Origin of the sequence: Pseudomonas sichuanensis (genome assembly GCF_003231305.1) — a bacterium.
In the GTDB taxonomy this organism is placed as follows: Bacteria; Pseudomonadota; Gammaproteobacteria; order Pseudomonadales; family Pseudomonadaceae; genus Aquipseudomonas; species Aquipseudomonas sichuanensis.
Window position 1 is genome coordinate 41049 of record NZ_QKVM01000048.1, and the last position, 11748, is coordinate 52796.

General features: G+C 61.2%; 20 protein-coding genes. 15 read left to right on the forward strand and 5 right to left on the reverse strand.

The annotated features are described in order from the left end of the window. Positions 1-44: 44 nt before the first annotated feature. The 3 genes from dnaB to DM373_RS22075 form a co-directional block, all read right to left on the reverse strand. The gene (dnaB, locus tag DM373_RS22065) at positions 45-1427 is read right to left on the reverse strand and encodes a replicative DNA helicase (RefSeq protein ID WP_110995596.1); all 1383 of its coding nucleotides are present in this window, start codon (positions 1425-1427) and stop codon (positions 45-47) included. Next, entirely contained in the window at positions 1420-2211 is a 792-nt protein-coding gene (locus DM373_RS22070) for a replication protein (RefSeq protein WP_244215113.1), read from the reverse strand. The genes dnaB and DM373_RS22070 overlap by 8 nt, the downstream gene beginning before the upstream one ends. 322 nt (positions 2212-2533) lie before the next feature. Then, positions 2534-2743 (reverse strand): transcriptional regulator, encoded by a 210-nt coding sequence (locus DM373_RS22075; RefSeq protein ID WP_110995598.1) that lies wholly within the window; start codon positions 2741-2743, stop codon positions 2534-2536. Positions 2744-2830: 87 nt separating this feature from the next. Here DM373_RS22075 and DM373_RS22080 point away from each other — a divergent pair, with 87 nt between their 5' ends. Beyond that, on the forward strand, positions 2831-3574 hold the full coding sequence (locus tag DM373_RS22080; protein WP_244215114.1) for an XRE family transcriptional regulator: 744 nt from the start codon (positions 2831-2833) through the stop codon (positions 3572-3574). Positions 3575-4161: 587 nt separating this feature from the next. On the opposite strand, the gene DM373_RS22090 is transcribed toward DM373_RS22080, so the two are convergent. Continuing rightward, positions 4162-4392 carry a hypothetical protein gene (locus DM373_RS22090; protein WP_110995601.1) on the reverse strand — a complete coding sequence of 77 codons (231 nt, stop codon included), beginning with the start codon at positions 4390-4392 and terminating at the stop codon, positions 4162-4164. Between the two features lie 253 nt (positions 4393-4645). Between DM373_RS22090 and DM373_RS22095 the strand changes: the two genes are divergently transcribed. The 9 genes from DM373_RS22095 (at position 4646) to DM373_RS22135 (ending at position 9667) form a co-directional block, all read left to right on the forward strand. Beyond that, entirely contained in the window at positions 4646-5029 is a 384-nt protein-coding gene (locus tag DM373_RS22095) for a response regulator transcription factor (RefSeq protein ID WP_110995602.1), read from the forward strand. Positions 5030-5049: 20 nt separating this feature from the next. Next, the gene (locus tag DM373_RS22100; RefSeq protein WP_110995603.1) at positions 5050-5319 is read left to right on the forward strand and encodes a hypothetical protein; all 270 of its coding nucleotides are present in this window, start codon (positions 5050-5052) and stop codon (positions 5317-5319) included. Further along, positions 5316-5861 carry a hypothetical protein gene (locus tag DM373_RS22105; protein WP_110995604.1) on the forward strand — a complete coding sequence of 182 codons (546 nt, stop codon included), beginning with the start codon at positions 5316-5318 and terminating at the stop codon, positions 5859-5861. Before DM373_RS22100 ends, DM373_RS22105 begins: the two co-directional genes overlap by 4 nt. An 81-nt stretch (positions 5862-5942) precedes the next feature. Then, entirely contained in the window at positions 5943-6329 is a 387-nt protein-coding gene (locus tag DM373_RS22110) for a hypothetical protein (RefSeq protein ID WP_110995605.1), read from the forward strand. Positions 6330-6597: 268 nt separating this feature from the next. After that, a complete protein-coding gene (locus DM373_RS22115) occupies positions 6598-7149 on the forward strand; it encodes a hypothetical protein (protein WP_244215115.1) in 552 nt (183 codons plus the stop codon). Between the two features lie 85 nt (positions 7150-7234). Further along, positions 7235-7543, forward strand: a complete 309-nt coding sequence (locus DM373_RS22120; RefSeq protein WP_110995618.1) for a hypothetical protein — start codon at positions 7235-7237, stop codon at positions 7541-7543. 3 nt (positions 7544-7546) lie between these two features. Continuing rightward, positions 7547-7933 carry a hypothetical protein gene (locus DM373_RS22125; RefSeq protein ID WP_110995607.1) on the forward strand — a complete coding sequence of 129 codons (387 nt, stop codon included), beginning with the start codon at positions 7547-7549 and terminating at the stop codon, positions 7931-7933. Between the two features lie 13 nt (positions 7934-7946). Beyond that, on the forward strand, positions 7947-8870 hold the full coding sequence (locus DM373_RS22130) for a DNA cytosine methyltransferase (protein ID WP_110995608.1): 924 nt from the start codon (positions 7947-7949) through the stop codon (positions 8868-8870). A gap of 275 nt (positions 8871-9145) precedes the next feature. Then, positions 9146-9667, forward strand: coding sequence for a Lar family restriction alleviation protein (locus DM373_RS22135; protein WP_110995609.1), 522 nt, complete (start codon positions 9146-9148; stop codon positions 9665-9667). Positions 9668-9895: 228 nt separating this feature from the next. On the opposite strand, the gene DM373_RS29285 is transcribed toward DM373_RS22135, so the two are convergent. After that, on the reverse strand, positions 9896-10177 hold the full coding sequence (locus DM373_RS29285) for a hypothetical protein (RefSeq protein ID WP_110995610.1): 282 nt from the start codon (positions 10175-10177) through the stop codon (positions 9896-9898). A gap of 199 nt (positions 10178-10376) precedes the next feature. On the opposite strand from DM373_RS29285, the gene DM373_RS29290 reads away from it, so the two are divergent. The 5 genes from DM373_RS29290 to DM373_RS22160 all read left to right on the forward strand — a co-directional run. After that, entirely contained in the window at positions 10377-10754 is a 378-nt protein-coding gene (locus DM373_RS29290) for a hypothetical protein (RefSeq protein ID WP_244215116.1), read from the forward strand. A gap of 64 nt (positions 10755-10818) precedes the next feature. Continuing rightward, complete coding sequence (locus DM373_RS28830) at positions 10819-10968, forward strand: hypothetical protein (RefSeq protein ID WP_157966876.1); 150 nt, start codon at positions 10819-10821, stop codon at positions 10966-10968. Continuing rightward, on the forward strand, positions 10965-11168 hold the full coding sequence (locus DM373_RS22150; protein WP_110995611.1) for a hypothetical protein: 204 nt from the start codon (positions 10965-10967) through the stop codon (positions 11166-11168). The genes DM373_RS28830 and DM373_RS22150 overlap by 4 nt, the downstream gene beginning before the upstream one ends. Beyond that, on the forward strand, positions 11165-11548 hold the full coding sequence (locus tag DM373_RS22155; RefSeq protein WP_110995612.1) for an ASCH domain-containing protein: 384 nt from the start codon (positions 11165-11167) through the stop codon (positions 11546-11548). The genes DM373_RS22150 and DM373_RS22155 overlap by 4 nt, the downstream gene beginning before the upstream one ends. Then, on the forward strand, positions 11545-11748 hold a 204-nt coding region (locus DM373_RS22160), incomplete at its 3' end, for a hypothetical protein (RefSeq protein ID WP_244215117.1). The genes DM373_RS22155 and DM373_RS22160, both read left to right, overlap by 4 nt.

Consider the following 11748-nt stretch of genomic DNA (forward strand, 5'->3'; position numbering starts at 1 on the left):
CCACCGGTAAGCGGTGAGGTCGGGCGGGGGCAGTAGGTGCTTGCTCAAGCAGGAATCTCCTTTTGGGCATAGCGCGCGGCCAGCGGCCTATCCTTGGTCGTGGGCGCCTTGGCTGGCGGCTGCCAGCTGGCAGAGAGGTTTTCGAAGCGGTTGTACTGGCCCAGGAACGCCGCGCGGACGGTGCCGGTTTCGATATCGCGACCCTTGCCGATGATGATCTCGGCCACGCCCTTGAATTCGCTGTTCTCGTGATAGACCTCGTCGCGATACACGAACAGGATCACGTCGGCGTCCTGCTCGATGGCCCCAGATTCACGCAGATCGGACGGCACCGGGCGCTTGTTGGGACGCTCCTCGCATTTTCGTGAAAGCTGACTGAGCAGCACGACAGGGATACCCAGTTCGCGGGCAATCTGCTTGCAGCCGCGGCTGATGCCGCTGATCTCCTCGGTACGGTTGCCGCCCTCGCCTTCCATCAGCTGCAGGTAATCGACCATCAGGAGGTCGAGGCCATAGCGCATCTTGTGGCGGCGAGCCAGCGAGCGGATTCGCCCAACGGTGGCGCCCGCTCGGTCAGCGATGAACAGGTTCGCCTGTTGCACCTTCAGCGCGCCGAGCCCGAGTTCAGTCGCATGGGACTGGCAGGCAGAACCGTTCTTGATCAGGTTGAGCGGGACACGCCCTTCCGAGGCCACGGCGCGGTCGATGAGCTGGCTTTTGCTCATCTCCAGGCTGACCACCAGCGCCGATTTGTTCTGGCGCACGGCGGCGTCGAGGGCAAACCCCATGCCCAGAGTTGTTTTGCCCATGCCTGGGCGCCCGGCGACGACGATCAGTTGCTCGGGCTGCAGGCCGCCCAGCTTCTCGTCCAGGTCATCCAGGCCGGTAGAAAGACCGATCAGGGTCTCGCCGCGTGACAGCCTGTCGTGACGCTCCTGCCAAACCTCGACTTGGCTAGCCATCAGGTCGGCGGCCTTCACGACCTCCTCGACCTCACTGCCGGAGTCAATCGCCATGGCCGCCGCCTGCACCGATGCGATCTTCGCCTGGATATCGCCCTGGCTCTGGGCGATCTCGAGTGTCCGCTCGCTCAGGTCGTAGAGCGCCCGCTCGATGGCGCGCTCGCGGACAATCCCGGCATACGACGCGGCGTTGGCCACGCTCGGGGTGTTCTTCACGATCTCGGCGCAGTACGCCAGCGCGTCGTCGCCGGAGGTCAGCACGCCGATGCGGTCGGCCACGGTGAGGAAGTCGACAGCGCTGCCAGCGGCGCGCACCGCCATGATCCCGCGATACACGTCGGCGTTGTCGGCGAAGTAGAACGATTCGGCCGAGAGATCATCGGACAGCACGTCGATCAACTCAGGGCGCAGGAGCATTGCGCCCAGCAGGCTGTGTTCGGCTTCGGCGCTGTAGGGATCACGCATGGTAATTGCCCTCCACCACCTTCACGAAGTTGGAGGGAGTGATCAGCCAGTCGAAGGTGGCGCGGAAAGGCTTGGAGCCATTGCGACCCTCGACTCCGCCCGTCAAGAACTTGGATGCACTCACCTGGGCGAAGTAATCAGCCCAGAAGCCCAGGTCGCGATGCACGTCGCTCTCCCTCCAGCGGGCCTGCAGGACGCGCTTGCGGCCTTCGCTCAGGATCACCACGGCTGGGAGCTGAGGCAGAGCCAAGTGGTACAGGTCGACAATGGCCTGGTATGGGCATGCGTCCATCGCCGGTTTCTGTCGAGCGGGTTTTACCTGAGCTGGTTGGCCCTCAGCGACGACGACTACTCCGTCAGGAGTAGTATTTGTATTTCTGTCTTTATTGTGTGGTAGAAACGCCACATTGGACGTGTCGGAAACGCCACACTGTGGCACTTCTTTTGGCTTGTTCGGATGGGTGTTTTTCTTGTCGATTTTCCACTCGCCGACAGGTGAAAAACCGATCGGGCTGCGGCTGCCGCCATCGCGGTAAATCACGCCCTGACGGAGCAGCTCGGAAATAGCGCGGGACACGTCTTCGCGACGGATGCCTGACATCTGGGCGATGTAGGACGCCGCAATGCAGGCGCTCTCCAGGTTGTAGCCAGCGGTTTGGCGGTGGATTGCCAGGGCGACACGAAGCTCGCGGCCTGACAGCTCAGCCCCGATCAGGGCCTCGTACAGGTCGTTGTCCATTCGGGTGAATCCGCTTTTCGATTGGATGGGGGTGACGGTGCTCACGCCTCACCTCCGCACAGCGATGCCCGCAGGTGCTCGACACACTCGCGACGGAGTGCGGACTTCGAGGAGGCTGCGTATTGGAGGCGAATCATTCGCGCGGCATGGAGTGCGGCGGACTGGTGGTAGGCTTTCTGGTGCGAAACGGCCAAGGGTGCGGTGTTGCTTGCATCCATTGCAGAGTGCATAATCGACCTCGATGTTTGTTGTAGAGAAGCCGCCCTGCCAGGCGGTTTTTTTTCGCCTGCGATTCGACTACTGGATGGATTCGCAGGTGTTTCAGTCATCTACTGGCGCAAGGCCAGGTCACGCATAATTCGCTTCGTCAGGCCGCTGACTGCTTCACTGCCTGATGGCAAAGCTCCTTAGCTGTCACCACTCCACCGGTTAGCTCCTCGGCGAGGAATGCCCGCTTTGCGCTCATGGTGGTGGTGCCGGTGAACCAGTAGGAAACCGCTGCCTGGCTAACGCCGAGCGCCTCTGCGGTCTTCGCTTGCCCGCCAAAGAAATCGACGAGCTTTTCAATGGGGGTCATGGATTTAACTCCTGATAAGCGTGCTTATACTGTATGAATAAGGAGCCTTATTTGCAAGCCTATAAGTTGCCTTATAGATTCCCGGGCATGGATACCCTCGCAGACAGAATCAAGGCAGCGCGTAAGCATGCGCAGCTGACCCAGCGCTCACTGGCCGACAAGGTCGGTGTAGAGCAGCCCGTCATTTCCCAACTGGAGACGGGGAAGAACCTCCGTAGCGTCCACCTCACCAAGATCGCCCAGGTATGCCGGGTTAGCCCCCTCTGGCTTGCTGAGGGCGTTGGGCAGATGACCCAGACCGATTCGCAACCAGCAAATCAGCCCATAGCGCACGAGCTGGAGCTGCTTGGAGAGCTCTCCGCCTGGGATGAAGGTGATCCGCTTGATGATGATGACTGCGAAGTGCCCTACTTCGCAGAGGTGGAATTTTCTGGTGGCAATGGAATGACAGAAGTAGTCGAGGTCGCTGACCGCAAGCTGAGGTTCAGTTGCGCCACCCTTCGAGCGGCGGGCGTCGACAAGAAAAGCGCTGCAGTTGCACGCGTCAAGGGTCGAAGCATGGAGCGTCTAATCCTAGATGGCGCAGCCATAGGATTCGACATGAGCGATACGTCGATCATTGACGGCGAGATCTACGCCTTCAACCATGGCGGATTGTTGCGGACCAAGTACCTCTATCGCCTACCCCAAGGCGCTGTCCGTATCAGCAGCGAGAACGACGATGAGTACCCCGACGAGGTAATGACAGCCGAGCAGTGGCAGGATGAGGTTCGCATGCTTGGCCGAGTATTCTGGTGGTCAACCGTGCGCAGATCGCCCCGCCGCAAGTAGCCATTCGCCCATCTTGAACAGCCCGCCGCGAGCGGGCTTTTTCATGCTTATCAGAAAATTTATAAGGAGGCTTATTGACACGAAAGATAAGCGTACTTATATTTTGTTCATCGCCGGATCAACACCGGCCAGCAACGAAGGCAGCGATGAACAGGCCTCAACTGTTCAGAGGGGTGGCAACTGCCCTGGGCGTGCAGCGTAAAGCGCCAAGACCAGTTATCCAGCGGGAAGAAATGCCGAAAGGCCCGCGGCTGGAGGAACAAGACGAGTGCGAACTGGGCCAGGTCCAGGTGGTAATCAAGGCGCACATGAGCCAGCGACCGACGCCAGTAGCGGGTCGCGGCAGATTTCACTAGCTGGCCTTGGCGACAGGGCCAGACGGGAAATCAACGGGAGAAATGCGATGCAGAGTAAGCATCAAGTGGCGGGGGCGTCGGTCAGCGCGCCGACGCTGGAGGGGAGAATTGAAGCTGCACTGATGACCTTGGCATGCCGGGGCGAGCCCGGGCTGAGGACGAAGCTCGCGCTCATGCATCCCAGCCGGGATATCGATAAAGACAACTGCTTGAAGTACGCCACCATCGTGCTCAGTCGGACGATAGCTGCTTCATTACAAGCTTTGCCTCCTCAGGAGTCAGCGAAGATTTCGACAGCGTTAGCTGAATATCTCGCTTCAGAATTCGAATGTCCGTGACCCCATACCAGAAGCCATCCGACAGTTCGACAGCATCACCGATCTTGATCGCCTGATCAGTCTCTAGGTGCGTTGGGTTCATATCGTCAGCGTCGTGTAGGTATTTCAGCTTGAGCTTGCGCATATGCAGCTCGCCCTCCTTTGCAGGCTGTGTTGTGTGAGAGCGCTCAGCCTAGCGCAAAGCCCGTCACCTGGGCAGTGGTGAGCTGGCCGCCGGCCATCAAACAACCAGCGCCACGTCAGCCTGACGTTAACTGCCCGATCACCTGGTCTTCCCCAGCACCAGGCTGCATCGGAGAGCCTTCCCGACCCTACACAAGCGTGTTTAGGGAGACAGGCGGGATCGGCTCTCCAATGCAGCCCACCGAGGACACTTCATGGAAACGATCACTTGCGGCTCATGGATTGGCCAGCTCGGTAAAGCTCTGGCTCCCCGTGAGCTCGAAGCATTGCTGTGGGTGGCCCAAGGCCTCACCACAAAGGAAATCGCCCGTCAGATGGCGGTCAGCCCCGGCACCGTGGCCAACCGCATTGAGGCCGCGCTCTTCAAGCTGGAGGCCGGCCGGCGCATCGAGGCGGTCACCAAGGCAATGCGACAACAGATCATCAGCCCGCTGTGCATTGCCCTCGCCGGCCTGATCGCCATGCATGCGGTGATCGACGACAGCGACCCGCTCCGCCGCGACCGCCGAGCGCCCGAGCGGCGCACCGCCCAAGTCCGCATCGTTCGCAAGGCCGAGGCCTTCGAATACCACGCCTGATTCCCCACGAGGAACGCCCTATGCAAACAGCAATGCATCCCGCCTTCGAGGCGAAACTCGCCGTGCTCGCGGCACTGCTCGAGCGCAGCCAGGCGGTGCGGGACGAAGCCCGCGCCAAGGTTGAGAAAGGCAGTCCGCGCTACCAGGCCTCAGGCCATGGCAATACCTGGGACGTGGTCGAGATCGCCACCGGCGCTGTTCAGGGCTTCGCCTACAGCTACCGGGCTGCGTTGCGCTTCGTCGATGCGATGGAGGCCGGGGCGGCAAGCAAGCAGAGGGCCCTGCAATGAACACTGCCACGCACCAAGACCAGCGCGCCGCCGTGCTGGCCCAGCTCAATGCGAGCATTGATAGCTTCTTCCTCGATGGCGGCCAAGTGCAGTGCCTGCCAGCCAGCGAGTACGTTCCGCGGCGCGTACACCGCGATCTTGAGCCAGGGCGCGTAAAGGCGACGCCGGTGAACAAGAGGTCGGAAAAAAGGCTGCAGGACATCGAGCAGGTTCGCGAGCTGGCCAGGCGCATGACCTATGCCGAGGCAATGGTCCACACCGGCCTGTCGCAGGCATGCCTGGTTCGATACGCCTTCGACGGCCAGTTCAAATTCCAGCCCGATCCGCGACGCGGCAAGGGCAACCTGGGCAAGAAGCTCAGCGATCCCGTGGCGGACAGGGCCAAGGCCGAGCAGATCATCGCCTTCCGCAATGTCGGCATGAGGCGTGTCGATGTGGTCCGACACTTGGCCATCTCCTACAAGCAGCTCGGGCGGATCCTTCGCGAGTTCGCGATCGACTTCCCGACCACGGCAGAAAAACGAGCACAACGAAAAGCATGAACCGCATCACCGCACGCGTCCGGCACGGCCGGCGTCAGCAACACATCAATCTGCCGCCCAGCGGCTTGGGAGGAATCGGCCATGGCCGAGCAGAAGACCGGGGCCGCGAAGCACTCAGCGGACTACCGAGATCGCCAGAAAAAGCAGGCTGCGAAGCTCGGCATCGAGAAGGTGCACTTCAACATGCCGGAAGGGATCAAGACCGCCATGGCAGCCGAGATCGAGCGCCATGGCTACGACCAGGTGCAGGAGCTCTGGCAGGACCTGGCCTTGTCGTGGATTGCGCAGGAGCCTGAAGAGCGGGCGCGCCGACTTGAACGACCTGACGCGCCAGCTTTTTACATCTCCCCAAAACTAGCGCGCCAGTTCGAAGAGGCCAGCAGGGCGGAGCTGAGAAGAAACCCTGGAGATGATTCTCAGGAGCCTACCCATGAGGCGGGCGCCAGCTTGGGTTGCAGCGCTCCATGAACATCTGCTCAGCGTTTGTAACAGCGACGCTGAGCTCCCTGTATTCCTGATACTGCTCTTCGGAGAACGGATAGTTCTTGAGGAAGTATTCATCTAGCGCTTCCCAGCAAGCGTTGCGATTCAGCAGCAGCTCATGAGCAGTTTCCGAGCTCGACATATTGCTCACCTCTTGGGCGAATGGTTAGAGCCCAACTATTACCTGAACAAAACCTCATTTACCACCATGCCGCATCCGGCCACGGAGGGCGGCGCATGCATGGAGAAAACCATGAGCTACTTCTACAAGACCGATTCGCCGAAAGTCCTGGCCGCCGTGCGCGCCTGGGACCATAAGAAAGCTGCCTGGAACGCCCAGCGCGAGAAACTGGGCCAGGCATTCGGCGGTGCCGCCTCGCCGATGTTCAGCGGAACCCGCAGCTACGTCGGCGGGATCAAGCTCAGCGCCCATACCTCGCTGGATGTGCACTGGTGCCGGCCGGATCAGTATGGCTACCGAGCCCTGCGCGCCTCGCCGAAACACGCCAAGGGCATCGACAAGGAGACTCGGGCAAACGAGAAGGCCGAGCATCAGCGCCTTCGCGACCTGTGGGCCGAGCACTGCCCGCCGAGCATCGACCAGGACGAGATGTGGACGGCAATCGGTGTGAACACCGGTGGCGTCTGGCTGGCCGGCGGCGTGTGCTTCGAGCATGAGGGCAAGGCCTTCATGAACCTGGGCTGCCAGGCTGACAGCAAAGAGGTCGATGGCCTGGTCGAGATCGTGAGCAGCGAATACGAGGCGGCGCGTCAGCGGGTGCTCAACCAGCGCAAAGCCGCCTGACCCTGCGGCGCTGCCCGCCAGCGCCCTCCCCACTTCAACGAATCACGCCACCCCGGCGAGGGCGGCGCCTGCAATGGAGATTGCCGTGAGCATCCCAGTGAATGCCCTGAAAGAAGATGAGCTTCTGCACTACGCCGCGCTCGAGCCGGGCGCCGCAGTGGAGCTTGCGCGCCGAATCACCGAGCAAGGCCTCGACCCCAGTGCCGCGGCTGAGGAGCTGCGCGAGGACATCCGCAGACTGGAAAGCCAGCTCGACGACGAGTCGCGAGATGCTGACGAGCTGCGCGACAACGCCGAGGATGCCTGTCGCTGGATCCGGCGCGCACTCGACCCTGATGACCGTGAGCTTTCGGTGGGGCAGCTGCTCCAGAAGGCCCTGGATTGCCTGGAGTAGAACATGAGCACATTCGCAGTGTTCGGCATGACCGCGAGCCAAGCGCTTGCCGATGCCAGGAAGCAGACCAAGAACACCAGGCCGAGCGGCAAGGTGAATTGCCCCCCCATAGAGCTGACCCTCACCGAATGGACTGAGGCCGTGCAGCGAAACGCCGACGCCATCATGGCCGGCGAGAAGGTGAAGCAGCTCAGCGCCCTCTTCGATACCCCGCAGCATGCTCAGCAGTTCATCGAGCTGGCCAAGCGCGCCGGGGCGTGCCGCGACCTGCGTATCCGCTGCAAGGCAGCCCTGCTCGACGAGAAAGGCCGCACGATCATCAGCCCCAAGACCAAGATGCCCGTTATCGGCTGGGCGGACTGGAAACCAGAGATGCACAAAGCCGCCTGACACGGAAATCACCATGACAACAGCAATCGACCTGTTCGCCGGCCTAGGCGGATGGAGCACCGGCGCGCGCGCCGCAGGCGTCCAGGTTCTCTGGGCGGCAAACCATTGGCCTGAGGCCGTGAAGTGGCACGCAGCCAATCATCAAGACACCGACCACGTGTGCCAGGACCTGCACCAGGCCAACTGGGCGGCGGTTCCTCGCACCGACATCGGCATCGCCTCCCCGTGCTGCCAGGGCCACGCAAAGGCCCGCGGCAAGAAGAATGGCAACCCGGAGCATGATGCATCGAGATCCACGGCATGGGCGGTGCCGGCAGCGGCCGAAGTTCTGCAGCAGGAAGCCTGGGTGATCGAGAACGTGCCCGAGTTCGTGAACTGGGTGCTCTACCCCAGCTGGGTGGATGCGATGCAGCGCCTTGGCTACCAGGTCGCGCCGCACATTGTCGATTGCGCCGACCTCGGCGTGCCTCAACATCGAGTACGCCTGTTCCTGATCTGCACAAAGAGCAAGGCACCAATACAGCTCCAGTTGCAGCAGTGCGAGCACGTGCCGGCCAGCAGCTTCCTCGACTTCGACGCCGGGCGCTGGTCGCAGATCGAGAAGCCAGGCCGAGCTCAGGCAACGCTTGACCGAGTGGGCAACGGGCGTCAGCGCTTCGGCGACCGATTCATCATGCCCTACTATGGCAAGGGCTCCGGCACCACCGGCCGAGACATCAGCCGGCCGATCGGCACCATCACCACCCTGGACCGCTGGGCACTGGTCGATGGCGACCGCATGCGGATGCTCAGCGCCAACGAGGCCCTGGCCGCCATGTCATTCCCAGCCGACACCCTGCGGCCGGACAACCACCGGCTGACGATGCACATGGCGGGCAACGCGGTGCCGCCACTGGCTGGGCAGCGAGTCATTGAAGCGCTGCTCAAGGCTGCTTGACTATGTCTTCCGGAAGCAGCTTCGTTTTGCAGGCAGGGCAACGAAGCCCGATACGTTCGAACACTTCCGGCCAATCAGCAAAGCGGTCGAAGTGCACGCGGGATCCGCTCAACCCAACAGGCGTGTAGCACTCGCTTGCCGCTGAGCGGTTGTCGTTCTCGGCCAGGCGGATGTCACCCTCATGGCCACATTTGCAGCGGACCGCTTCGGTTGTGCGCAAGGTCACTCTCAATCCCCCCAGGTAGTTCAGCAAACTCTATCGTAGAGGTATCCCCATGCCCACAGAAAACCGATCCAGCAATACCGAGATGGTCAGCGAGCTGCTTCCCTGCCCCTTCTGCGGTCAGCAGGACTTCCTCATCGAGCGCCTAGACAGCGATGCTTCAGTGGTGATCTGCCAAGGCCTGACCGGGCCGCATGAGGCTTGCCTGGCCCGTGGCCCGGTGGGCGTGGCGCAGGATGAAGGTGAGGGGCAGCCAGGCCGCGACAAGGCGGTCGAGCTGTGGAATGCGAGAGCCGAGCGCGCCGCCCGCTCGATCCCTGATGGCTACTGCCTCATGCCCAGGCGGCTCACAGCCGAGAACGGCGCCAAGGCCCTGTTGCTCGGTGAGTTCAAGCTGGAAGTCACCCGTGAATGCCCAGAATGCCTCGAGCTGGACGAGCCGGCGGAAGACTGCGAGATCTGCGATGGAGAAGGTGAGTACGGCCAGCGCCACGTGATCCCATGGGACAAGATCAAGTTCATCTACAGCGAGACGGTGAAGGGCCTTGCACTTAAGTCGCAGGGCAAGCCATGAAAATCCACTGGGCTGCCCACATCGACTACGACCACGACGGCAATGACGACGAGCACTTCTCAGCGTGCGGCGTTGGCCGCGGCAACCGCGACGGCGAGGAGTGGGAGTCGGCTAGGTTCAAATCCGAAGTCACCTGCAAGACCTGCCTTAAGGTCATTGCCAAGCAAGAGAACATTTGTACTCCACCGAGTGAAGGGCCGACAGTAGCCAGCCCTTTGTGCGATGGCTCTACGCAACCGCGGATGAGCCCTTCGAAGCGATACGCCTAGCTCGCTCTACTCCCCAGGCCAGGGCGCGCGTAATGGTCTCTCCCGGGCGCTTGGCGTAAGCCTCTTCTTTGATCGCCTTGCCGGAAGAGTCATAGACACCGATGAACATTTGAGTGGCTCCGCACCTTGAAAGCCGAGCCTGGATATCAAGGATGGTGCCATCAGACAGCACCTCCTCATGCGTTCTGCAGTGAAGATGGGCATCGGCCCATTCCCAGTATTTCTTTCCTCTGGTTCGCATAGCTGTCTCCATATCAGCCCCCATGAAGCATCTGGACCGATAGATGGACCGCCCTGGCCAACTCGTCTGACCAACGGGTCAAAAACCTATACAGCCGTGACGATATCGGACCTGCTGTACAGATTTCGCAGTAATCCATCCCAGCTGTAACCCCTCTCCCCTCTATTCACTGCCGCGATATGGCGGCCAAGGAACGACCGTGCCTATAGAAAAAACCGCCCTCGACTCCATCGATCTGGACGCTCTGCATGTCGCCGCCAAGGCCGCTGCCGAGGATGTGATCCGCTCCCACGGCTGGAAGGGAATGGTCGAAGACGCCGATCTGCTTGGAACAGATGAGCGCTACCTGGTTCTTGCTGACCCTGCCGTCATGCTGGCTCTGATTGCAGAAGTCCGCACCCTCCGAACTGACGCAGAGCGGTATCGCTGGCTGCGCGATCCTGACGGCCAGGAAGACCTGGGCAGCGAATACAGCATGCCGCCCATCATCTGCGGCTACGCCGAGCATGAGGATATTCTCGCCAATGATGCGCTAGACCGCGCGATCGACCTTGGCATGGAGGCGCTCAAGCCATGACCCGCCTCGCCCTCCTCCTCGCGCTGCTGGCCACCGGCGCCAGCGCAAGCCAAGGATTCCGCCAATGAAAAAAGTCCATATGTGGTCCCGCATGGCAATGCTCGGGCTCATCGAAGTGAAGTGCGGCCGACTGGTCAAAGCGACTCAGTTCACCAATGAGGCAAAGAAGGTCACCTGCCTGGCCTGCCAAAATCAAATGGAGAAGAAATCGTGAAGACCGCCATCGGAATTTTTCTGGTAGCCATTGGCAGCATGATCTTTGGCCACATGGTGGCAACTCACCAGACGCGCAGCTTGAAGTGCGCAGCTATCCAGGTCGGCAACGAGCGCCAGCTCTCCCCGCACGAACAGCAGAACGGACCAACACCTGCAGGTGCGCCTGCGCCATGGAGTGAAGAGAGGTATTCGCTGTGAAGGCACTTTCAATTCGCCAGCCTTGGGCCTGGCTGATCATCAGTGGCAGGAAGGACATCGAGAATCGAACCTGGCACACGAAATTCCGAGGCCGTTTCTTGGTGCACGCCGCCGCCGGCATGACCCGTCGTGAGTTTCTTTCGGCATTTGATTTCATGACCCAAAGGGGGATCAAGCCGCCATTCCCGGTGCCGGCTGACAACCTGTTGCGAGGCGGAATCATCGGCTCAGTTGAGCTTGTCGACAGCGTCGATCACAGCGAATCGCCCTGGTACATGGGTGAGAAAGGGTTCGTGCTGCGCGATCCGAAACCGCTGCCGTTCGTCCCGATGAAGGGACGCCTGGGGTTCTTTGATGTGCCTGGCGAGGTGCTGGGATGACCGACCTGATCGAAGTGAAGAAATCCACTGATTTCCTGCAGGCCGCCATCGACGTGCAGGCCGAGCGCGGCAAGCAGTACGACGCGCCGGACGGTACCCGCAGCATGGTGAAGACTGTCCAGGCCTTCAATGCGATAACCGGCCATAACCTCACCGAAGCCGAAGGCTGGCTCCTGATGCAGATCGTCAAGGACGTGCGC

Excerpts from the sequence above, each read along its gene's own strand:
- dnaB (WP_110995596.1), bottom strand. The coding sequence starts at position 1,427 with ATGCGTGATCCCTACAGCGCCGAAGCCGAACACAGCCTGCTGGGCGCA.
- DM373_RS22075 (WP_110995598.1), bottom strand. The coding sequence starts at position 2,743 with ATGACCCCCATTGAAAAGCTCGTCGATTTCTTTGGCGGGCAAGCGAAG.
- DM373_RS22080 (WP_244215114.1), top strand. The coding sequence starts at position 2,831 with ATGGATACCCTCGCAGACAGAATCAAGGCAGCGCGTAAGCATGCGCAG.
- DM373_RS22090 (WP_110995601.1), bottom strand. The coding sequence starts at position 4,392 with ATGCGCAAGCTCAAGCTGAAATACCTACACGACGCTGACGATATGAAC.
- DM373_RS22095 (WP_110995602.1), top strand. The coding sequence starts at position 4,646 with ATGGAAACGATCACTTGCGGCTCATGGATTGGCCAGCTCGGTAAAGCT.
- DM373_RS22100 (WP_110995603.1), top strand. The coding sequence starts at position 5,050 with ATGCAAACAGCAATGCATCCCGCCTTCGAGGCGAAACTCGCCGTGCTC.
- DM373_RS22105 (WP_110995604.1), top strand. The coding sequence starts at position 5,316 with ATGAACACTGCCACGCACCAAGACCAGCGCGCCGCCGTGCTGGCCCAG.
- DM373_RS22110 (WP_110995605.1), top strand. The coding sequence starts at position 5,943 with ATGGCCGAGCAGAAGACCGGGGCCGCGAAGCACTCAGCGGACTACCGA.
- DM373_RS22115 (WP_244215115.1), top strand. The coding sequence starts at position 6,598 with ATGAGCTACTTCTACAAGACCGATTCGCCGAAAGTCCTGGCCGCCGTG.
- DM373_RS22125 (WP_110995607.1), top strand. The coding sequence starts at position 7,547 with ATGAGCACATTCGCAGTGTTCGGCATGACCGCGAGCCAAGCGCTTGCC.
- DM373_RS22130 (WP_110995608.1), top strand. The coding sequence starts at position 7,947 with ATGACAACAGCAATCGACCTGTTCGCCGGCCTAGGCGGATGGAGCACC.
- DM373_RS22135 (WP_110995609.1), top strand. The coding sequence starts at position 9,146 with ATGCCCACAGAAAACCGATCCAGCAATACCGAGATGGTCAGCGAGCTG.
- DM373_RS29285 (WP_110995610.1), bottom strand. The coding sequence starts at position 10,177 with ATGCGAACCAGAGGAAAGAAATACTGGGAATGGGCCGATGCCCATCTT.
- DM373_RS28830 (WP_157966876.1), top strand. The coding sequence starts at position 10,819 with ATGAAAAAAGTCCATATGTGGTCCCGCATGGCAATGCTCGGGCTCATC.